A 21,012-nucleotide genomic window follows, 5' to 3' on the forward strand; every position below is an offset into this window, starting at 1 on the left:
TCACATCCCCGCGCGGGCGCCACCTGAGCATCGCGCACGCAGGGCGGCTCAGGTGCGGGTCCGGGGGTAGGTCAGCCGGCGCAGGAGCACCTCGAAGGGTCCGCGCAGACCCTGCCGCTCGAGCAGCACCGCGACCACGACCGTGACGAGCCACGCCCCCACGGCAAGGCCGTAGGCCGCGAGATAGCCCAGCCCGTCCCCCAGCCCCAGCCCCCACGGCGCGAGCACGGGCGCCAGGAGGATCGACTGCCCGAGGTAGCCCGTGAGCGACCGCGCGCCGAGCGCCGCGAGCGCGCCGGGGACCCCGCGACGGCCCCGGGCGTCCCACCGCCGGGCGAGGAGCGCGAAGCCGCACACGTAGCCCAGGCCGGCGTACATCCCGCCGAGGAGGGTGAGGTAGCCCGCCACGACGGCTACGCCCTCGCTCGGCCGCCACACCCCGAGCGCGATGAGCGCGACGGGCGTCGAGCTCACGAGGTTCATCACCAGCGCGCTCCAGAACACCCGCCGCAGACTCGGCACGTGCGCGGCGGGCCGTTCCAGCCACCCCGCACGCTGGACCAGGATCCCCACGATCACGAGGGGGAGGTAGGCCAGGAGGAGCAGCGCGAACGCGATGCCGGCGGCGCTGGCGATCAGTCCGTACGCCACGTTGGCAAGGTACTCCGACCCTGCCGCCTGCTCGCCGGCGAGGGTCGCGTCGTCCATCGACGCGCCCGAGCCGAGGAACGCCAGGATCGGCAGGGTGACCAGCACGACGACGGCGGAGGTCCCCCAGAGCCATGCGCGTAGCGCCGCGCTCGGCAGGAGCACCAGCGTCAGGGCGACGAGGCCCGTCGCGCCGTACGGGGCGAGGACGTCGCCCGCGAAGAGCAGCGCCGCGTGCAGGACGCCGAACGCGATCAGCCACAGGCTCCGCCGGGCGAGCAGGGCTCGGACGGCCGACGGCCCGAGTCCCCGCGCGGTCGCGCGTGAGGCCATCACCGCGATCCCGAAGCCGTAGAGGATCGCGAACATGGGGCGGGACCGCTCGGCCATCAGGAGCTGCTCGACGAACAGCGCGACCCGGTCGACGCTCCCGGCGTCCGCGATGTTCCCGTACACGTCCAGCGGACGTCCCCAGAGGTAGAACGAGACGTTCGCGACGGCGATGAAGCCCAGCATCGCGCCCCGCGCGACGTCGGGCGCGAGCGATCTCTCCGCGGGACTCAGGGGGGCCGAGATCACGGACACGCTCTCGCGACTCATGGCGCGAAGATATCGCATGGTGTGCGACTAGCTACACTGTGTGTCACACAGTATAGTGGTCATGTGATCGACGACGACGTGCTCTCCACGCACCTCCAAGAGCTCCGCCGCGGCACGGTCGTGCTCGCGAGCCTGCTCCTGCTGCGCAGGCCGGGCTACGGCTACGCGCTGCTCGAGGAGCTCGCGCGCACCGGCCTCGCCGTCGACGCCAACACGCTCTACCCGCTCCTGCGCCGGCTCGAGAAGCAGGGCCTGCTCACGAGCGAGTGGAGCACCGACGAGCCACGACCGCGCAAGTTCTACCGCACCAGCGTCGACGGAGCAGCGCTGGCCGAGACCCTGCGTCGCGAGTGGGCCGACCTGAGCACCGCGTTCGCCACCCTGGAGGACGGATCATGACCAGCACCCTCACCGACCGCTACGTGGCCGCGGTGCTCCGCACCGTCCCGGGCACACGGCGACCCGACATCGAGCGCGAGCTGCGCGCCTCGGTCGCCGACGCCGTCGACGACCTCGTCGCCGCAGAGCACGACCCCCAGGACGCCGAGATCCGGGCGCTGAGCGCGCTGGGCGACCCCGTCCGGCTCGCCGCGCAGTACACCGACAGGCCGCTCTACCTCATCGGGCCGGGGCTCTACCTCGACTACGTCCGGGTCGTCGGTGTGCTGCTCGCGACGGTCGCGCCCCTCCTGGCCGTCGGGGTCGGGATCCTGCGACACCTCGACGGCGCTGGCCCGGGCGACGTGCTGACGTCCGCGGCGCTGGGGGCGTGCGCCGGCGGGATCGTCGTCGTCGGTTGGGTGACGCTCGCCTTCGTCGTCGCCGAACGGTCGCCGGGTCTGCGCGCACGCCGCGCGCGGCCATGGTCCCCCGCGTCCCTGCCGCAGCTTCCCGGGACCAGGGTCGACGTCCCGGAGCTGCTCGGCGGTCTCGCGTTCCTCGTCCTGGGCACGTGCCTGCTCGTGGTCTTCCAGGTCTTCAGCCCCGTGCGGGACGCGGGCGGGGATCCCGTCGGTGTGCTCCAACCCGCCCTGTGGGACTCGGGCGCCCCGGTTCTCGTCCTGCTCTTCGCGCTCGCCCGTACCGCGTTCGACGTCGTGGGCTACACCGTGGGATGGACGACGGCGCACGCCGTGGCGAACACCGTGCTCAGCGTCCTGTTCGTGCCGGCCGTGGTGTGGCTCGTCCTCACCGGGCGCCTGCTGAACGACGAGTTCTTCCGCATCGTCGGCTGGCCGCACGCCACCGCTGTCCCGGGCGTCCTCACCTCGGTCCTCGTGGTGCTGGTCGTCCTCGTGGGTGCACGCGACACCGTCGACGGCTTCCGTCGGGCGCGCCGCACGTCGAGGCGCCACAGGTCCGAGCCGCTACCGCCCCCCTCGACACGCCGGTCGACGAGCACAGGAGAGATGTCATGAGAGCGATCGTCCAGCACGCGTACGGCACGCCCGACGTCCTACAGCTCACCGAGCTCGACGTCCCCGCCGTCGCGGACGACGAGGTCCTGGTCCGTGTGCATGCCGCCTCCCTCAACGCGGCCGACACCTACCTCACCTCGGGCACCCCCTACGTCGTGCGGCTGGCGTCGGGACCGCGCCGCCCGCGCACCGCCGTCCCGGGGCGGGACCTCGCGGGTGTCGTCGAGGCCGTCGGCACCAAGGTCACCGACCTCCGACCGGGGGACGCGGTGTACGGCGAGACCACGACCGGGACGCTCGCCGAGTACGCGCACGTCCCCGCCCGCCACCTGCTGCCGAAGCCGGCGGGCCTGACGTTCACCGAGGCCGCGGCCGTGCCGCTCGCCGCGAACACCGCCTTCCAGGGCCTCAGCGGACTGGCCGACGTCCAGCCGGGCCAGCGCGTGCTGGTCAACGGTGCGTCCGGTGGCGTCGGCACGTTCGCGGTCCAGGTCGCCGTCGCACTCGGTGCCCACGTCACCGGGGTGTGCAGCACGGCGAACGTCGACCTGGTGCGCTCGCTCGGCGCGGAGGACGTCGTCGACTACTCCCAGGAGGACTTCACCTCCGACCGCGAGCCGTACGACGTCGTGCTCGACCTCGTGGGCAACCGCTCGCTCGGCGACTGCCGGCGCGCGCTCACCGGCCGCGGGCTGCTCGTGCTCTCCTCGGGCGCCGGCGGGCGCGTCCTCGGACCGGCCGGGCGCATGCTCAGAGCGCTCGTGTGGTCACCGTTCGTCGGCCAGCGTCTGCGACCCCTCACGGTGGCCGTCGGTGCCGACCGGCTGCGCCCCGTGAGTGAGCTGGTCGACGCCGGGTCGCTCGCCCCCGTCGTCAGCCGCACCTACCCGCTCGCGGAGACCGCCGACGCGCTGCGTCACGTCGCCGGCGGGCATGCGCGCGGCAAGGTCGTCATCGAGATCTGAGGCACGCCCGCTCGCGCTTCCTGCACGCGCTGCCGGCACGAAAGAAGGGCTCGTGCCCGGCTCTCGCCGGGCACGAGCCCTTCTGCGGTCAGACGCCGAGCAGGTGGCTGCCCAGGTACTCGGTGACCTTGTCGAGCGCGACGCGCTCCTGGGACATCGAGTCCCGGTGCCGGACCGTGACCGCCTGGTCGTCGAGCGTGTCGAAGTCGACCGTGATGCACAGGGGTGTGCCGATCTCGTCCTGACGGCGGTAACGCCGGCCGATGGCACCGGCGTCGTCGAAGTCGACGTTCCAGTACTTGCGCAACTCGGTCGCGAGGTCCCGCGCCTTCGGCGACAGGGCCTCGTTGCGCGACAGCGGCAGGACCGCGGCCTTGACGGGCGCGAGGCGCGGGTCAAGCTTGAGCACCGTGCGCTTGTCCACCCCACCCTTGGCGTTCGGGGCCTCGTCCTCCGTGTACGCCTCGACGAGGAACGCCATCAGCGATCGGGTCAGGCCCGCGGCCGGCTCGATGACGTAGGGGACCCAGCGCTCGTTCTTGCCCTGGTCGAAGTACGACAGGTCTTTTCCGGAGTGCTCGGTGTGGGTCTTGAGGTCGAAGTCCGTGCGGTTCGCGATCCCCTCGAGCTCGCCCCACTCGGAGCCGGAGAAGCCGAAGCGGTACTCGATGTCGACCGTGCGGGTCGAGTAGTGCGACAGCTTCTCCTGCGGGTGCTCGTAGAGACGCAGGTTGTCGCGGTCGATGCCGAGGTCGACGTACCAGTCGGTGCGCGCGTCGATCCAGTACTGGTGCCACTCCTCGTCCGTGCCCGGCTCGACGAAGAACTCCATCTCCATCTGCTCGAACTCGCGCGTGCGGAAGATGAAGTTGCCCGGCGTGATCTCGTTGCGGAACGACTTGCCGATCTGCCCGATGCCGAAGGGCGGCTTCTTGCGGCTCGCGCCCATGACGTTGGCGAAGTTCACGAAGATGCCCTGCGCCGTCTCGGGGCGCAGGTAGTGCAGGCCCGACTCGTCCTCGACCGGGCCGAGGTGGGTCTTGAGCATCATGTTGAAGTCACGCGGCTCGGTCCACTGGCCGCGCGTGCCGCAGTTGGGGCACGCGATCTCGGCGAGGCCACCCTCGGGTGCGCGGCCCTTCTTCTCCTCGAACTCCTCGATCATCTGGTCCTCGCGGAACCGCTTGTGGCACGAGAGGCACTCGGTGAGCGGGTCCGTGAAGACCCCGACGTGGCCGGAGGCGACCCACACCTGGCGGGGCAGGATCACCGACGAGTCGAGGCCGACGACGTCGTCGCGGCTCGTGACCGTCGAGCGCCACCACTGCTTCTTGATGTTCTCCTTGAGCTCGGTGCCGAGCGGCCCGTAGTCCCACGCGGACCGGGTACCGCCGTAGATCTCGCCCGAGGGGAAGACGAACCCACGCCGCTTGGCGAGGGAGACGACGGCGTCGAGACGTGCGGTAGGTGACTGCGCTGCGCTGGCCACGGTGATCACTCCAAGCTCTTCCAGGACCCCGCACGTGGCTCGTGGGGGTGTGAGGGACTGCGTCGGTGCCCGTGCGGGCACCAGCGGACCAGCCTACAAGGAGGGGAGACACGACGGGCCGGACGCGCTAGTGTTAGCGGTTTTGACATCCATTCTCATCGGTTCCCATACTGGTGACATGACCCGACGTCTCGCCGCAGCCTCTGCTGCCGTCACGCTGCTCGCCGTCGCCGTGCTGACCGGCTGCTCCACGGACGACGGCACCGGCACCGGGACCGCGGCCGGTGCCGACGAGACCGCTGAGGCGTCCGGCGGCGACGTGCAGGTGCTCGCCTCCTTCTACCCCCTGCAGTACGTCGCCGAGCAGATCGGTGGCGACCGCGTGACCGTCTCCAACCTCACCCCGCCCGCCGCCGACCCGCACGACCTCGAGCTCGCCCCCGCCCAGGTCCGCGTCATCGGCGACGCCGACCTGGTCGTGTACCTCTCCGGCTTCCAGCCCGCCGTCGACGAGGCGATCGCCGCCCGCGAGCCCGCGCACGTCGTCGACGCCGCCGGCAGCGCCGGCCTCGAGGAGCGCAGCGAGGACACGCACTCCGACGACCACTCCGACGACCACGGGGACGACGAGCACGGCGACGACCACGACCACGACCACGACCACGGTGATGGTGACGACGAGCACGCCGAGGAGGTCCACGCGGACGAGGACGAGCACGACCACGGCGCCCTCGACCCGCACTTCTGGCTCGACCCGACGCGCCTGGCGGCCGTCGCGGACGAGGTCGCGACCGAGCTGACCGCCGTCGACCCGGACGGCGCCGAGGAGTACACCACCGCTGCGGCCGCTCTCGTCGAGGGCCTCACGGCGCTGGACGAGGAGTTCACCGAGGGCCTCGCCACCTGCGAGAGCCGCGTGCTCGTCACGTCCCACGAGGCGTTCGGGTACCTCGCCGACCGCTACGACCTCGAGCAGGTGGGCATCGCCGGCATCGACCCCGAGGGGGAGCCCGCGCCGGCCCGCCTGCGCGAGGTCGCCGACGTCATCCGGGCGAACGACGTGCAGACCATCTTCTTCGAGACGCTCGCCAGCCCGCGGGTCACCCAGGCGCTCGCCGACGACGTCGGCGTGGCGACCGACGTCCTCGACCCGCTCGAGGGCCTGACGGACCCCGCCGAGGACTACGTCGGTGTCATGCGAGGCAACCTGGAGGCGCTGCGCGACGGCCTGAGCTGTTCATGACCGCCAGCACCACGTCCGAGCCCTTGTCCCCCGCCATCGATGCACGCGGTGTGCACGTCCGGCTCGGCAACAGCGACATCCTGCGCGGCATCGACCTCACGGTGCGCCGCGGCGAGGTGGTCGCCCTCCTCGGGGCGAACGGCTCCGGCAAGTCGACGCTCGTGCGCGCGCTCGTCGGCATCGTCCCGCTCGCGGCAGGCTCCGTCCGGCTCCTCGGTACCGACCTCGGGCCCGACGTCCCGTGGGCCCGGCTCGGCTACGTACCCCAGCGCATCAGCGCCCAGGGCGGTGTCCCCTCCACCGCCGAGGAGGTCGTCGCGTCCGGCCTGCTGAGCGGCCGCCGCCTGCGCCTCCCGCGCGGCTGGCGCGAGCGCACGCACGCCGCGCTCGACCGCGTCGGGCTCGCCGACCGTGCCCGCCAGGCGGTGCAGGAGCTCTCCGGCGGCCAGCAGCAGCGGGTGCTCATCGCCCGCGCCCTGGTGCGCCGGCCCGAGCTGCTCATCCTCGACGAGCCCGTCGCCGGCGTCGACCACCCCAGCCAGGAGGCGTTCGCCGCGACCCTCACGACGCTCACCCGCGAGGGCCTGACCGTCCTCGTCGTCCTGCACGAGCTCGGTTCGCTCAGCCCGCTCATCGAGCGGTGCGTCGTGCTCCGCCACGGGCTCGTCGTGCACGACGGCGCTCCCCCGTCACCCGCGGGCGGGCACGCGGACGCCGGGCACGAGCACGTCCACCCCCACGAGGCCGAGGTCTCGCTCGCCGCGCGCGGCGGCGACATGGGCCTCACCGACACCGGGATGCTTCCATGAACGCCTTCGACGAGATCCTCGGCATGCTGGGCGACCCCCTGATGCAGCGCGCGCTGATCGCCGCGATCCTCGTGGGCGTGACCGCGCCCGTGATGGGCGTCTACCTCGTGCAGCGCCGCCTGTCGCTCCTCGGCGACGGGATCGGGCACGTGGCGCTCACGGGTGTGGCGCTCGGCTGGCTCGTCGGCAGCGCCATGGGACTGGCACCCACGGACGCGCTCGCGATCCCGGGCGCCGTCGTGGCGGCCGTCATCGGCGCGATCGTCATCGAGATCGTGCGCGAGCGCGGCCGGACGAGCGGAGACGTCGCGCTCGCGCTGCTCTTCTACGGCGGTATCGCCGGCGGTGTGCTGATCATCGGCCTGGCCGGCGGCAGCTCGGGAAACCTCGTCCAGTACCTCTTCGGTTCCATCTCGACGGTATCGAGCGCCGACCTGTGGCTGACGCTCGTGCTCGGGGCGATCATCCTCGCGGTCGGCGTGGGGCTCCGGACGGCGCTGTTCGCCGTGAGCAACGACGAGGAGTTCGCGCGGGCGTCCGGCCTGCCGGTACGCGTGCTGAACATCGCCGTCGCCGTCGTCGCCGCGCTGACCGTGACCGTCGCGATGCGGGTCGTCGGGCTGCTGCTCGTCAGCGCGCTGATGATCGTGCCCGTCGCCGTCGCGCAGCTCGTGACGACCTCGTTCCGGCGGACGATGTCCGTCGCCATGGTGATCGGCGTGAGCGTCTGCGTCGTCGGGCTCTCCATCACGTACTGGCACTATCTGTCGCCAGGTGCGACCATCGTGGTCCTCGCGATCGCGGTGTACGCCGTGGTCGCCCTGCTGCGACCGGTGATCGGGCGACGGCGCCCCCGACCGGCGCACGATCCCCACCCCGACATCCCCGACGACGTCCACGTGGAAGGTGGCACGACGTGCAACGCATGACCCGGCAGCGCGCCGCGGTGACCGAGGCCCTCGACGAGGTACCGGACTTCCGCAGCGCCCAGCAGCTCCACGAGATCCTCCGCACGCGGGGGGACGCGGTCGGCCTGGCCACCGTCTACCGCACGCTGCAGTCCTTGTCCGACGGCGGCGAGGTGGACGTCCTGCGCACCGAGGACGGGGAGAACCTCTACCGGCGCTGCGAGCGTCGTGAGCACCACCACCACCTGGTGTGCCGCTCGTGCGGCTCCACGGTGGAGATCGACGGGCCCACCGTCGAGGCCTGGGCGTCCCAGGTCGCGGAGGCGCACGGGTTCAGCGACATCCAGCACACCGTCGAGCTCTTCGGTGTGTGCGCGCAGTGCCGCGCGCGGCAGTCGGCCTGAGACGTGCCCGACTCGCTGGACGGCGCACCCTTCGGTGCGCTGTTCGCCTTCTTCTTCGCCGTCGTGTTCTTCCGGACGCAGGCGACGTACTGGGTCGCGCGACTGGTCACGGTCTGGACGCTCGACCGCACCCGGCCGGTGCGACCGTGGGTCGCCCGCGTCCACCGGTGGTTGTCGGGCGCCTCGGCCGCGCGGGGCGTCGAGACCATCCGGCGCTGGGGGCTGCTGGCCGTGCCGGCCTCGTTCCTGGCGACCGGCACCAAGACGGTCGTCAACGCCGCCGCCGGGATCGTGCGGATGCCGTTCGGGCGCTACCTGATGGCCATGCTCGTGGGCTGCACCCTGCACGCCACGATCTACGCCACCGTCGGCTGGGGTGTCTGGACCGCGGCGCTGGCCGCCGCGACCGGCTCGTGGTGGGGCGTCGTGCTCGTCGCGGCGGCGGTGGCGGTCCTCGTCGTGATCAGGCTCCGCCACTCCCGCCGCGAACAGGTCGCCGGGCGTCTGCCGACCGCGTAGCAGCAGCTACGGCGCCGGCCGCGCCTCGCCCGTCGGCACCTCCGTGGGGCCCGACTCCGGCGCGCCGACGCAGAAGACGTTGCCCTGGGGGTCCTCCAGCACGGCCCACCGGAACCCCGGTGCCGAGCGCTCCGTGACCAGGACCGCCCCGTCGGCCAGCAGGGCGGCCACGTCGCGCTCTCGGTCGGACGTCACGAGGTCGAGGTGCAGACGGTTCTTCCCGGGTGTCGGTCGCGTCACCCGTTGGAAGGAGAGCCCTGGAGTGGTGGACCCTTCCGCGGGGACGATCTGGACGAACGACCCGTCCGGCTCTGCCACGACCCGCCCACCGAGGTGGCGGGCCCACCACTCGGCGAGCGGGCGAGGGTCCGTCGCGTCGACGGTGATCATGTCGAACGAGAGTGCCATGCCACCAGCCTAGGAGGCGCCGCCCACGCTCCGCCCGTCGGCAGGAACCGGTGCGGCCGGTACCGCGTCGACCGCTCCCCCGTACCGGCGATCACGCCGCGCGTACTCCTCGACCGCCCGCCACAGCGACCGGCGGTCCACCTCGGGCCATGGCTCGGGCAGGAACACCATCTCGGCGTACGCGGACTGCCACAGCATGAAGTTCGACGTCCGCTGCTCCCCCGAGCTGCGCAGGAACAGGTCGACGTCCGGCAGGTCGGGCTCGTCGAGGTACTTCGCGACGGTCTTCTCCGTCACCTTGCGCGGGTCCAGGCGCCCGGCTGCCACCTCGCGCGCGATCGCCGCGGCCGCGTCCGCGATCTCCGCGCGCCCGCCGTAGTTGACGCACATCGTCAGCGTGCACGTGTCGTTGCCCCGGGTCATCTCCTCGGCGATCTCGAGCTCCTTGATCACCGACGTCCAGAGCCGCGGCCGTCGCCCGGCCCACCGCACCCGCACGCCCCAGCTGTTCATCTCGTCGCGGCGCCGCCGGATGACGTCCCGGTTGAACCCCATGAGGAAGCGCACCTCGTCGGGCGAGCGCTTCCAGTTCTCGGTGGAGAACGCGTACGCCGAGACGTGCGTGACGCCGATCTCGATCGCTCCCGCCACGACGTCGAGCAGCGCGGCCTCCCCCGCCTCGTGCCCTGCCGTGCGCGGGAGACCTCGCGCGTTCGCCCAGCGTCCGTTGCCGTCCATGACGATCGCCACGTGCCGGGGGACGAACTGGGCCGGGATGTTCGGCGCTGTCGCACCGGACGGGTGCGGGAACGGTGGGACCACCGACCGTGCCATCAGGCGCCCACCCCCGGCGCGCCGTCTCGCTCCACCATGCGCAGTGATCGCAACGTTCTCTCCAGGTGATATTGGCTGTACGCGGCCACGAGGCCGCTGGCTTCCTTGCGATGCCGCGCGTCCGAGGCGTCGGCGACCTCCCACTCCCCCGCGAGCAGGGCGGCGAGCAGGAGGAACGTCTGGGGCGCGGGCGCCGTCGACCCGGGCGGGCGGCAGCGCGAGCACACGGCGCCACCGAGGGCGACGGAAAAGGCATGGTGCGGCCCGGGCTCCCCGCAGCGCGAGCAGTCGGTGAAGCTCGGCGCCCAGCCGGCGACGGCGAGCGCGCGCAGCAGGTAGGAGTCCAGCACGAGGTTCGCGTCGTGCGCCCGGTCGGCCAGCGCCCGCAGCGCCCCGGCGAGCAGCCAGAACTGCTGCACGGTGGGTTCGCCCTCGGCCTCGACCAGCCGGTCGGCGGTCTCCAGCATCGCGGTGCCCGCGGTGTACAGCCCGTAGTCGCCGCAGATCACGCGAGCGTAGGGACCGACCGTCTCGACCTGCGTGACCGTGTCGAGAGAGCGACCGACGTGCAGCTGGACGTCGACGAGCATAAAGGGCTCGAGCCGGGCGCCGAAGCGTGACGAGGTCCGGCGCACCCCACGACCGACCCCGCGCACCTTGCCGTGCTCGCGGGTGAGGAACGTGATGATGCGGTCGGCCTCGCCCAGCTTCTGCGTGCGCAGCACGATCGCTTCGTCTCGGTAGAGGACCACGGGTCCATTGTCCGCCATCGCGCCGACACCTCGGTCGGCGCCACACCGGCACCGCCGGGTCGACGAAGGGGCCGCACCGTGACGGTGCGGCCCCTCCTGTCGACGGACTCAGACCGCGGCGCGCTCCGCCCGGTTCACGGCTGACACGATCGCCTTGAGCGACGCGGTGGTGATCGACGGGTCGATGCCGACGCCCCACAGCACGTCGTCGCCGACCTGGCACTCGACGTAGGCGGCCGCGTTCGCGTCGCCGCCCTCGGACAGGGCGTGCTCGGCGTAGTCCAGGACGCGGACGTCGACGCCGACCTTGGCGATCGCGTCGACGAACGCGGCCACCGGTCCGTTGCCGGAGCCCTCGAGCGTGATCGCCTCCCCGCGGTCGACGACGTCGACCGACAGCGTGTCCGGGCCGTCCTCGCTGGACACGGCGCGGGTGCCGCGCAGACGCAGGCGGCCCCACGGTTCGAGGTCGGCGCCGTCCTCGACCGGCAGGTACTCGTCCGAGAAGATCCGCCAGATGTCCTCGCCCGTGACCTCGGTGCCCCCGGTGTCAGTGACCTCCTGCACGGCGTGGGAGAACTCGATCTGCAGGCGGCGCGGCAGGTCCAGGTGCCGTTCGGTCTTCAGCAGGTAGGCGACACCGCCCTTGCCGGACTGGGAGTTCACCCGGATGACGGCCTCGTACGAGCGCCCGACGTCCTTGGGGTCGATCGGCAGGTACGGAACGCCCCACACGAGGTCGTCGATCGCGGCGCCGGCCGCCTCCGCCTTCGCGGACATGGCGTCGAAGCCCTTCTTGATGGCGTCCTGGTGGGATCCCGAGAAGGCCGTGAACACCAGGTCACCGGCGTACGGGTGCCGCTCAGGGACGCCCAGCTGGTTGCAGTGCTCGACGGTCCGGCGCACGTGGTCGATGTCGGAGAAGTCGATCTGCGGGTCGATCCCCTGGCTGAACAGGTTCATGCCGAGGGTCACCAGGCACACGTTGCCGGTACGCTCGCCGTTGCCGAACAGGCAGCCCTCGATGCGGTCCGCGCCGGCCTGGTAGCCGAGCTCGGCGGCCGCGACCGCGGTGCCGCGGTCGTTGTGCGGGTGCAGCGACAGCACGACGTTCTCGCGGTGGACGAGGTGACGGCTCATCCACTCGATCGAGTCGGCGTACACGTTCGGGGTGGCCATCTCCACGGTCGCCGGCAGGTTGATGATGACCTTGCGCTCCGGCGTGGGCTCGAAGACCTCGATCACCTCGTTGCAGATACGTACCGCGAACTCGAGCTCCGTCCCGGTGTAGGACTCGGGCGAGTACTCGTAGTAGACCGTCGTCTCCGGGACCGTCTCCTCGAACTTCCGGCACAGCTTGGCGCCCTCGAGCGCGATGTCGACGATGCCGTCGCGGTCGGTGCGGAACACCACCTCGCGCTGCAGCCGCGACGTGGAGTTGTACAGGTGCACGATCGCCTGCTTGGCGCCCTTGATCGACTCGTAGGTCCGTGCGATGAGGTGCTCACGGGCCTGGGTCAGGACCTGGATGACGACGTCGTCGGGGATGCGGTCCTCCTCGATGAGCATCCGCACGAAGTCGAAGTCGGTCTGCGAGGCGGACGGGAAGCCCACCTCGATCTCCTTGTAGCCCATCTCGACCAGCAGCTCGAACATCCGCAGCTTGCGCTCCGGGTTCATCGGCTCGATGAGCGCCTGGTTGCCGTCGCGCAGGTCGACGGCGCACCAGCGGGGGGCCTGCGTGATCCTCTTGTCCGGCCACGTGCGGTCCGGGAGGGACACGTCGAACTGCTGGTGGAACGGCTCATACTTGTGCACGGGCATGCCCGAGGGCTGCTGTTCCGTGGAGTGGGTGCGTCGCTGCGTGCTGTGCTGAGTCATGGGGTGTCCTTCTCGTCCTCGTCGTCGGTGCTGTCAGCCGGCACACCAGCCACCGCGACGAGGGACCGGCCTAGAGGGCCTCGTCGCGGCACCGAAGGAGGAGGGTCTGCGTCAGGTGCACAGACCCACTGTACCGCGCCCGTGCGGCCGGGTCGCGGGCGTCCGGCGGACGCACCACGACCCGCCCGCGCGCTACCGGCCGCGGGAGCGCAGCGCGGCGTCGACGGCCGGGTCGCCGAGGTTGCCGAGCCAGTCGAGCAGTGCCGGGTACGTCGACGGGTTCGCCGCGACCTGTGGGCGCAGGTGCGGGGCATCCTGGACGATCTGCGCGAGCACCTCGAGCGGTGTGCCCGGGTCGAGCGCCTGCGCGGCGGAGAAGCCCGCAGGCTGCGGCTCCTGCGGCTGCGGCTGGTACTGCGGCCCGGCCTGCTGGGGCTGGTACTGCGGCTGGTACTGCTGGGGCTGGTGCTGCGCGGGCTGGTGCTGCGCGGCAGCAGGCTCCTCGCTGTAGGCCGGCATGACCTGCGTCGCCGGGTCCTCGGACGGCGCCAGACCCGGGCGCGCCGCGTAGCCCGAGACCTCGGGCTGGACCGGTTGCGGCCCGGTGCCCTGGGGCGCGTACCCGGCCGGGGCGTAGCCCTGACCGGTCGGCGCGTGCTGAGGTGCCTGCGGGTCGTGCTGCTGCGGGGCGTAGCCGGACGGGTCGTTGCCGACCGGCGCGCCCTGGGGAGCCGGCTCAGGCTTGGGACGGACCGGCTTGGGCGCCGGAGGCTGCCAGACGTACGCGTTGCGCACCTGCTCGCCGACGGGCGGAAGGTTCTCCGCGAAGTGCGCCCTGACCTCTGGCGGCACCGTGAGCGCGAAGGCCGCCATGAGCGGCAGGCCGAACGCGATGAGGACGTGCTCCACGGCGGCGCCCGCGACCAGACCGTTGCCCTGGTCGGCGACCACCACGAGGAGCACCAGGCCGAGCAGCGCCGACAGGCCCGCCGCGCCGAGTGCGAGCACCCGACCGGCGACCGCGTCTCGCGAGAGCGCACGGCGCGCGACGAGCGCGACACCCGCGACGAGGAGACCGAAGACGAGGCTCAGCACGACGCCCACCCCGCGCGCACCCTCGACGAGGGCGAGGACGGCGACGACGGCCGCGTACCCGGCGACCACGAGGAGCAGGTCGAACGACCGGACGGCGACACCCGTCCACGCCTCGACCGCGGACCCGGACGCCGTCAGCCGGCGCACGGCCGGGGAGGCCGCGATCGCGGCGATGGCCGGGACGAGCACGAGGCCGAAGCGACCCTCGTGCAGGCTCTCGAAGCGGGGCAGGCTGTCGTCCCCCGAGCCGAGGACGAACGCGACCACGAGGATGATCCCGAGGCCGACGAGCACGAGCCGACCGCTCTCCGAGCGACGGACCACACCCAGCAGCGGGAGCCCGACCAGCGCGAGCACGAACACGGCGGACACGAGAGCGTAGAGCACGCCGGCGAAGCCGAGCGAGTCCCTCGTGAGGAACAGGACGAACGTCACCAGCACGGTGACGACGAGGAGCCCGCCGAGACCCAGCAGGGCGCGGGACCAGGTCCTCGAGACCGCGCCGTCGAGCTCCTGCGGACCGAGCTCCGCCTCGCGCGGCTGCGCGGCGAGCAAGGAGCCCGCGAGGCCGAGAGCGACACCGGTACCGACCCAGCCCCACTCGTTGGCGGTCCCGCCGTTGAGCCCGTCGAGCACGAGGTAGACCAAGGCGACGAGCACATAGGGCGCGTTCGCGAACAGCCGTGCGCGCCGTGTCGTATGGACCGTCCACGAGGCGGGCAGCGCACCGGTGCGGGCCAGGTAGGGCAGCGTCAGCGACAGCAGGGACAGGACCGTGACGAGGACGACCTCGATCTTGTCCGAGGACCGGTGCGCGATGTCCCAGGGCAGCGCGAGCGAGACCAGCAGCAGCACGGCGGCCACGCCGTCGCGCACGTAGTCGCCCACCGGGACTCCGGCGAACGGCGAGGTCTTCTCGACGGCCGGGTCGGCGCCCTCCCCCGGCTCCTGCTCGGGCGCCGACGTGGACGACGGCGCATCGCCGCTGGTCCGGACCCTCACCTGCCCGAGTGGCTGATCGGGTTGCTCGGAGGCGGAGGCCCCCTGCGGATCCTCGACCGCTCCGGACTCGTTCGTCATCGTGTGCACTCCCTACGCTGTCGCCGCCGGCGGGTGCTCGACCCACCGGTTCGTGGCCTGGGCGGCCCGGACCGTTTCTACCCGTTCATCACCGTCTGCTCAAGTGTCGCACCGGGACCACGCGCTGCGTGGCACGCCGCACCGCACGTCACGAGGCTCGCGAGGCTCACGAGAAGGAGCCTGCCCAGGTCGGGGTCGGGTCAGGGTCAGGGTCAGCCGAGGGCGACGAGGTCGTCCTCACGCAGGACCATGATCCGTCCGTCGGCAGCGAAGACGTGGAAGGCCCCGAGCGGCAGAGGAGCGCGCCACTGCACATAGCCCTGGCGCAGCGAGATCGACACCAGCTCGGGATCGACACCGCGCGTGCCGCTCGTGACGAAGACGGACTCGCCGTCCGTCAGCGGCAGCCACAGGGCCGACCGCTCGACCCGCACCGACCACGTCTGCTCACCCGTCCTGACGTCGACCGACCGCAGCACGGAGTCCGACTGGATGACGATCTGCCCGTCCAGCCGGAGCACGGCGTGGCTGCCCGAGCCCGTCAGCTCCCACAGCGTCGCACCCGTCGCAGCATCGACCCCCATCATGCCGCCGAAGGTGTTGGCGACGATCACCCCGGGTACCGACCCGTCCGTCAGGGGGGCCTCGAGCACCCGGCCGTTGACCTGGAACTCCGGCACGCCGTCCGCCCCGAAGACCGTGGCGACCCCGCGACCGTACTGGTTGCCCGCGTAGCGACCGTCGGGCAGCTCGACGACCGACCAGACGTCACCCACCTCCAGCGGGATGCCGTCGTGCGTGAACGTCGCCGCCAGGCCACGGCCAAGGACCGAGACCACCCCCCGCGACACGGCCAGGCTGACCCCGCCCACGAAATCGTCCTCCACGGCGGCACCTGCACCACGCTCGCGGGGCACCCGCTGCTCCCAGCGCGGTTCCCCGGTGCGTGCGTCCTCGCGGACGATCACCGCCGACGTACCCTCGACGTAGAGGCGGACCAAGTCGTGGCTCCCGGCGAGCGCCACCTCCTGGTCACGGACCCGGGCCGTCCGCGACCCCGTGCGCTCCCCGGTCGCCGGGTCGTACGTCGTCACCGTCAAGCGCTGGCCGTCGCTCGCGGTCAGGTCCGGGGAAATGCACACGATGAGGTCGTGAGGCTCGTCCCCGATCCGCGGCAGACAGGACGTGTCCTGCGGGAGCGGTTCGGAGGACCACTTCTCGCTGCCGTCCTCGGTGCCGTACGCGACGAGGTGGTCGTCCACGAGCACCATCGCGCCGTCGACCGGGATGATCCTCTGGTCCGAGTGTCGCTCGATCGTCCAGCTCGTCGCGGGCGGGGTGTGCAGCGGCCGCACCACACCCGGGATGGAGGCCGTGTCGACCACCCGCGCGTTCTCGACGACCGCCGTGAACACCACCGAGCCCGCGACGGCGACCACGGTCGCCGCCGTCGCCCACAGCACGCGTCCGCGATGGTGCCGGGAACGCGGGTGCGCGGGCGTCGCGGCTCGCGTTTCGGCACCCTCCGCCGCGGGTGGCGCTGTCGCCGCCGATGTCCGCGCCCCTGCGGACGGCACCGGGTCGTCGTCGAAGAGGGCATCGAACGAGCCGTCCAGCGGGACGTCGTACGGTTCACCGAACGGGTCGTCGTCCCGGTCGGCAGCGCGCGCGGAGAACTGCGCCCCACGGTCGCGACGTCGCCGAACCATGCGACAAGTCTAGTCGCGTGGCCGTGCCCGGTCAGATCCCGAGCTGGTACACGCCCCAGTAGGCCACGGTCACGAGGAGAAGGGTCGCGCCGACGATCGTCGACCAGTAGGTGAGGTGACCCACGACGCCCACGGCGGGACGAACGAGCACCGCCTGGTCTCGCACGTCGACGTGGCGCGGCCCGCGGGCGAGTGCCCGTCGGGTCGTGCGCAGCTCCGCGGAGCGGTTGACGATCATCGCCGCCGCGACGACGGTCACCAGACCCAGGGCACGAACGGCGATCCACCCCCCGTGGACCACCCACGCGTCGCGCTCGTACTCGAGCGCCAGCCGTGCCACGGACATGAGGTAGACCACCAGACCCACCATCGTCGCGACGGCCCCGGTACCGAGCACGACCAGCGGCCACCGCAGCCCGGGCGCGATCCGCGCGACCGGCGCGTCCCGCCGTCGGGCACGCCGCACCAGGCTCGACCCGGCCCACACCAGCGGACCCAGCACGAGAAGCCCGAGGCCCGCGACGACCAGCCCGATCACGAGGTCACCGTTGCCGAACCAGCGGGGCGCCGGGACGGGCGCGGCCAGGAACACCTGGTCGGGCTGCGCACCCGCGACCTGCGGCGAGGCCCCGGCGGTGTCCGGAAGACCCTGGACCCACGCCGAGAGGTCCCGCAGGAACTCGGGCACGAGCTGCCCGTCGATACGGATGCCGTGGTTGGCGCCGTCGTAGTAGCGCACGCTCACGTCGTCGTTGCCGTTCGACGCCACGTCGTCGATCACCTGGAGGGCACCCTGCTCGACAGGCATCGACGGGTCGCTGGTGCCGTACGCCATGAGGACAGGGCTGGAGAGCTCCCGCAGGAACGGGTCGACCTCGAAGTCGGCGTACTCGAAACCGCCGCCGGGCAGGACCATCCCGACGGCGCGGGGGATCGCGCGGAAGACGCTGCGAGGGACCCCGGTGTTGCGCAGGTACGAGTCGGCGGCGTAGGCGGCCTGCTGACGCGGTGGGACCACCGGGGCCGAGACGAGGATCGAGAAGGCGATCGTCGGGTCCTGGACCGCGAGGACGGGGACCACCCAGGTCCCCTCGGACTCGCCGTACAGCCCGACGCGGGCCGGGTCCACCAGCGGTCTCGACCGGAGGAGTTCCACCGAGTGCGCGTAGTCCACGGCCATCGACTCGTAGTCGCGGTACCTCGTCGAGTACGTGTCGAGCCGCTTCGACGGCACGAGCGTCACCACGCCGGCGCTGGCGAGCGCGCTCGCGGTCTGCGCGAACGCCTCGTGCGCCGTCCCCGTCCCCGCGCCGTGCAAGAAGACGACCCCCGGGCGGTCCCCGGGCGCGTCCACCGGTTCCCGGATGAGCGCGTCGACCGACGTCCCGTCGAGCTCGACCGTCGCCTCCACCTCACGCACCTGGTAGGTGCCGACCGCGTCGATCGCACCGGCGACCTGCCCACCGATCGTCGTGTCCGTCGTCTCCGGCGTCACGTGGTCGGCCACCGGGACGGGGTCCCACTGCGGACCCGCCAGGGCCCCGACGACGGCCAGCACGATCGCGAGTGCGGCGCTCGTCGCCGCGGTCCGGAAGATCATCGCGAAACCCTCGCTCCGCCCGTCAGAACCCGAGCCGACGCAGCTGCTTGGGGTCCCGCTGCCAGTCCTTGGCGACCTTCACGTGCAGGTCGAGGTACACGCGCGCTCCCAGCAGCGCCTCGATACCTCGCCGCGCCTCCGTCCCGACCTCGCGCAGCCGCGACCCGCCGCGACCGATGATGATGGCCTTCTGGCTGTCGCGCTCGACGAAGAGGTTGACCCGCACGTCGAGGAACGGCGCGCGGTCCTTCTGCCCGGCGTCCTGCTCGCGCGGGGTGATCTCGTCGACCACCACCGCGAGGGAGTGCGGCAGCTCGTCGCGCACACCCTCCAGCGCCGCCTCGCGCACGAGCTCGGCGACCATGACCGCCTCGGGCTCGTCCGTGAGCTCACCTCCGGGGTAGAGCTCCGGACCCGGCGGGAGGTGGCCGACGAGCACGTCCGCGAGCACGCCCACCTGGAAGCCGCCGGTCGCGGACACCGGGACGATGTCCGCCCACTCGCCGAGCCGGTCGACCGCGAGAAGATGCTTGGTGAGGGTCTCGCGGTCCACGAGGTCCGACTTGGTCACGACCGCGACGACCGGGGTGCCGCGCCGCCCGCGCGACAGGTCCGCGAGCTGGGCCGCGATGAACCGGTCGCCCGGGCCGACCTTCTGGTCCGCCGGGAGGCAGAAGGCGATGACGTCGACCTCGGTGAGCGTGTCCCGTACCAGGTCGTTGAGCCGCTCCCCGAGCAGCGTGCGTGGGCGATGCAGGCCCGGGGTGTCCACGAGGATGAGCTGCGCGTCCGGGCGGTGCACGATCCCGCGGATCGTGTGCCGGGTGGTCTGCGGTCGTCCGGAGGTGATCGCGACCTTCTGCCCGACCAACGCGTTGGTCAGGGTCGACTTCCCGGCGTTCGGGCGCCCGACGAAGCACGCGAACCCCGCCTTGTGCTCGGTGGGTGCGCCGTCATGGGTGTTCACGGATGGTCCTTCGTGGTGGTGGTCAGGATGATCGAGGTGATGATCGAGGAGCTGGTCAGGGAGTCATCGCCCGGCGAGGAAGGTGAGCAGGAGCTTGCGCTGCAGCGCGAACATCTCGCGTTCCTCCTCCGGCTCCGCGTGGTCGTAGCCGAGCAGGTGGAGGATGCCGTGCGTCGTGAGCAGGAGCATCTCCTCCGTGGTCGAGTGGCCGGCCGCCACGGCCTGCTGGGCGGCGACGTCCGGGCAGAGCACGACGTCTCCGAGCGTCCCGGCGGGGGCGAGCTCGCCGTCTCGCCCCGGGCGCAGCTCGTCCATCGGGAACGACAGGACGTCGGTCGGACCCGGCTCGTCCATCCACTGCACGTGCAGCTCGCTCATCACCTGCGTGTCGACGAACACGATCGAGAGCTCGCTCTGCGGGTGCACGAACATGGCGTCGAGCACGAACCGAGCGAGCGCCGCGAACTCCGCCTCGTCGACCTCGTACCCGGACTCGTTGTTGACCTCCACGCTCATGGGCGTGCCCTCCGTTCGCGCGGTCCCGCCGAGCGGGCTCCCCCACCGCCGCCCCGTCCGTCGCCGGAACCGGCGACGTCCCAGCGCGCGTAGGCGTCGATGATGTCGCTCACCAACCGGTGGCGGACCACGTCCGAGGACGACAGGCGGCAGAACTCCACGTCGTCGACCCCGGTCAGCACGTCCTCGATCACCCGCAGGCCCGACGTCGTCCCCCCGGGCAGGTCGACCTGGGTCACGTCACCCGTGATGACCATCTTCGAGGCGAAGCCGAGGCGCGTCAGGAACATCTTCATCTGCTCGGCCGAGGTGTTCTGCGCCTCGTCGAGGATGATGAACGCGTCGTTGAGCGTCCGGCCACGCATGTAGGCGAGCGGTGCGACCTCGATGGTCCCGGACTCGATGAGCTTCGGGATCGAGTCCGGGTCGATCATGTCGTGCAGGGCGTCGTACAGCGGGCGCAGGTACGGATCGATCTTCTCGGAGAGCGTGCCGGGCAGGAAGCCCAGCCGCTCACCCGCCTCCACCGCCGGGCGCGTGAGCACGATCCGGTTGACCTGCTTGGCCTGCAGCGCCTGCACGGCCTTGGCCATGGCCAGGTACGTCTTGCCGGTGCCCGCCGGCCCGATGCCGAACGTCACGGTGTTCGCGTCGATCGCGTCGACGTAGTGCTTCTGACCGACCGTCTTGGGCCGGATGGTGCGTCCGCGCGAGGACAGGATGTTGAACGTCAGTACCTCGGCGGGTCGCGCGGCCGTGGCCGCCGTGAGCATGGAGATGGAACGCGTCACGACGTCGGGCGTGAGCTGGGTGCCGGCCTCGACGACCTCGATGAGCTCGTCGAGGAGGCGAGAGGCGAGCGCCACCTCACCAGGGGCGCCGGCCACGGAGATCTCGTTGCCGCGGGCGTGCACGTCGACCGTGGGGAACCCCGCCTCGACGGCCCGCAGGACCGCGTCACCGCTGCCCAGGAGCCCGACCATGGGGACGTGCGGAGGGATCACGATGCGGTGCTCGACGCGCGCGACGCCGTGAGGAATGCCGCTCGGACGCTCGCCGTCCGCACGGGAGCTGTCGGGTGATGTCGATGTCATGAGCCGGCTTGCGCCGCGGCACTCCTTCGGTGGTCGGTCCTCTCCCGGGCCTCCGACGAGCGCGGGTCTGCTC

At 71.9% G+C, this 21,012-nt stretch carries 20 protein-coding genes; 8 read left to right on the plus strand and 12 right to left on the minus strand.

Features of this window, described 5'->3' with window-relative positions; genetic code table 11:
- Positions 1-48: 48 nt before the first annotated feature.
- Positions 49-1,248, minus strand: coding sequence for a DUF418 domain-containing protein (locus OHL10_RS09930; RefSeq protein ID WP_265522049.1), 1,200 nt, complete (start codon positions 1,246-1,248; stop codon positions 49-51).
- Between the two features lie 63 nt (positions 1,249-1,311).
- On the opposite strand from OHL10_RS09930, the gene OHL10_RS09935 reads away from it, so the two are divergent.
- From OHL10_RS09935 to OHL10_RS09945, 3 genes are read left to right on the plus strand one after another with little or no spacing between them, the layout of a single operon-like run.
- Positions 1,312-1,647, plus strand: coding sequence for a PadR family transcriptional regulator (locus OHL10_RS09935; protein WP_425498992.1), 336 nt, complete (start codon positions 1,312-1,314; stop codon positions 1,645-1,647).
- Entirely contained in the window at positions 1,644-2,666 is a 1,023-nt protein-coding gene (locus tag OHL10_RS09940; protein ID WP_265522050.1) for a permease prefix domain 1-containing protein, read from the plus strand. The genes OHL10_RS09935 and OHL10_RS09940 overlap by 4 nt, the downstream gene beginning before the upstream one ends.
- A complete protein-coding gene (locus OHL10_RS09945) occupies positions 2,663-3,631 on the plus strand; it encodes an NAD(P)-dependent alcohol dehydrogenase (protein ID WP_265522051.1) in 969 nt (322 codons plus the stop codon). The genes OHL10_RS09940 and OHL10_RS09945 overlap by 4 nt, the downstream gene beginning before the upstream one ends.
- Positions 3,632-3,719: 88 nt before the next feature.
- Here the strand turns inward: OHL10_RS09945 and OHL10_RS09950 are convergent, their stop codons facing one another.
- A complete protein-coding gene (locus OHL10_RS09950) occupies positions 3,720-5,120 on the minus strand; it encodes a glycine--tRNA ligase (RefSeq protein WP_265522052.1) in 1,401 nt (466 codons plus the stop codon).
- Positions 5,121-5,298: 178 nt separating this feature from the next.
- On the opposite strand from OHL10_RS09950, the gene OHL10_RS09955 reads away from it, so the two are divergent.
- Genes OHL10_RS09955 through OHL10_RS09975 form a run of 5 tightly spaced genes read left to right on the plus strand, consistent with a single transcriptional unit; the run spans position 5,299 to position 9,003 of the window.
- Positions 5,299-6,363: a metal ABC transporter substrate-binding protein gene (locus tag OHL10_RS09955; protein WP_265522053.1), complete on the plus strand. Its 1,065-nt coding sequence runs from the start codon at positions 5,299-5,301 to the stop codon at positions 6,361-6,363.
- Complete coding sequence (locus OHL10_RS09960) at positions 6,360-7,172, plus strand: metal ABC transporter ATP-binding protein (RefSeq protein WP_265522054.1); 813 nt, start codon at positions 6,360-6,362, stop codon at positions 7,170-7,172. Before OHL10_RS09955 ends, OHL10_RS09960 begins: the two co-directional genes overlap by 4 nt.
- Positions 7,169-8,101, plus strand: coding sequence for a metal ABC transporter permease (locus tag OHL10_RS09965; protein WP_265522055.1), 933 nt, complete (start codon positions 7,169-7,171; stop codon positions 8,099-8,101). Before OHL10_RS09960 ends, OHL10_RS09965 begins: the two co-directional genes overlap by 4 nt.
- Positions 8,098-8,484, plus strand: coding sequence for a Fur family transcriptional regulator (locus tag OHL10_RS09970; protein WP_265522056.1), 387 nt, complete (start codon positions 8,098-8,100; stop codon positions 8,482-8,484). The genes OHL10_RS09965 and OHL10_RS09970 overlap by 4 nt, the downstream gene beginning before the upstream one ends.
- Positions 8,485-8,487: 3 nt before the next feature.
- The gene (locus OHL10_RS09975; RefSeq protein ID WP_265522057.1) at positions 8,488-9,003 is read left to right on the plus strand and encodes an SNARE-associated domain-containing protein; all 516 of its coding nucleotides are present in this window, start codon (positions 8,488-8,490) and stop codon (positions 9,001-9,003) included.
- Between the two features lie 6 nt (positions 9,004-9,009).
- On the opposite strand, the gene OHL10_RS09980 is transcribed toward OHL10_RS09975, so the two are convergent.
- The 10 genes from OHL10_RS09980 to OHL10_RS10025 all read right to left on the minus strand — a co-directional run bounded on the left by OHL10_RS09980 (position 9,010) and on the right by OHL10_RS10025 (position 20,939).
- On the minus strand, positions 9,010-9,411 hold the full coding sequence (locus OHL10_RS09980) for a VOC family protein (RefSeq protein ID WP_265522058.1): 402 nt from the start codon (positions 9,409-9,411) through the stop codon (positions 9,010-9,012).
- A gap of 9 nt (positions 9,412-9,420) precedes the next feature.
- Positions 9,421-10,245: an isoprenyl transferase gene (locus OHL10_RS09985; protein ID WP_265522059.1), complete on the minus strand. Its 825-nt coding sequence runs from the start codon at positions 10,243-10,245 to the stop codon at positions 9,421-9,423.
- Positions 10,245-10,997, minus strand: coding sequence for a DNA repair protein RecO (gene recO, locus OHL10_RS09990; RefSeq protein WP_265522060.1), 753 nt, complete (start codon positions 10,995-10,997; stop codon positions 10,245-10,247). The genes OHL10_RS09985 and recO overlap by 1 nt, the downstream gene beginning before the upstream one ends.
- A 108-nt stretch (positions 10,998-11,105) precedes the next feature.
- Positions 11,106-12,878 carry a 2-isopropylmalate synthase gene (leuA, locus tag OHL10_RS09995; RefSeq protein WP_265522061.1) on the minus strand — a complete coding sequence of 591 codons (1,773 nt, stop codon included), beginning with the start codon at positions 12,876-12,878 and terminating at the stop codon, positions 11,106-11,108.
- A gap of 192 nt (positions 12,879-13,070) precedes the next feature.
- A complete protein-coding gene (locus tag OHL10_RS10000; RefSeq protein ID WP_265522062.1) occupies positions 13,071-14,975 on the minus strand; it encodes a DUF7937 domain-containing protein in 1,905 nt (634 codons plus the stop codon).
- A gap of 290 nt (positions 14,976-15,265) precedes the next feature.
- The gene (locus OHL10_RS10005; protein ID WP_265522063.1) at positions 15,266-16,762 is read right to left on the minus strand and encodes an outer membrane protein assembly factor BamB family protein; all 1,497 of its coding nucleotides are present in this window, start codon (positions 16,760-16,762) and stop codon (positions 15,266-15,268) included.
- Positions 16,763-16,793: 31 nt separating this feature from the next.
- Complete coding sequence (locus tag OHL10_RS10010; RefSeq protein WP_265522064.1) at positions 16,794-18,362, minus strand: alpha/beta hydrolase family protein; 1,569 nt, start codon at positions 18,360-18,362, stop codon at positions 16,794-16,796.
- Between the two features lie 22 nt (positions 18,363-18,384).
- Positions 18,385-19,329 (minus strand): GTPase Era, encoded by a 945-nt coding sequence (gene era, locus OHL10_RS10015; RefSeq protein ID WP_265522065.1) that lies wholly within the window; start codon positions 19,327-19,329, stop codon positions 18,385-18,387.
- Positions 19,330-19,392: 63 nt separating this feature from the next.
- Positions 19,393-19,845: an rRNA maturation RNase YbeY gene (gene ybeY, locus OHL10_RS10020; protein ID WP_265522066.1), complete on the minus strand. Its 453-nt coding sequence runs from the start codon at positions 19,843-19,845 to the stop codon at positions 19,393-19,395.
- Entirely contained in the window at positions 19,842-20,939 is a 1,098-nt protein-coding gene (locus tag OHL10_RS10025; protein ID WP_265522067.1) for a PhoH family protein, read from the minus strand. Before OHL10_RS10025 ends, ybeY begins: the two co-directional genes overlap by 4 nt.
- Positions 20,940-21,012 lie beyond the last annotated feature (73 nt).

The organism is Oerskovia flava, from assembly GCF_026163685.1.
GTDB classification, from domain to species: Bacteria; Actinomycetota; Actinomycetes; order Actinomycetales; family Cellulomonadaceae; genus Oerskovia_A; species Oerskovia_A flava.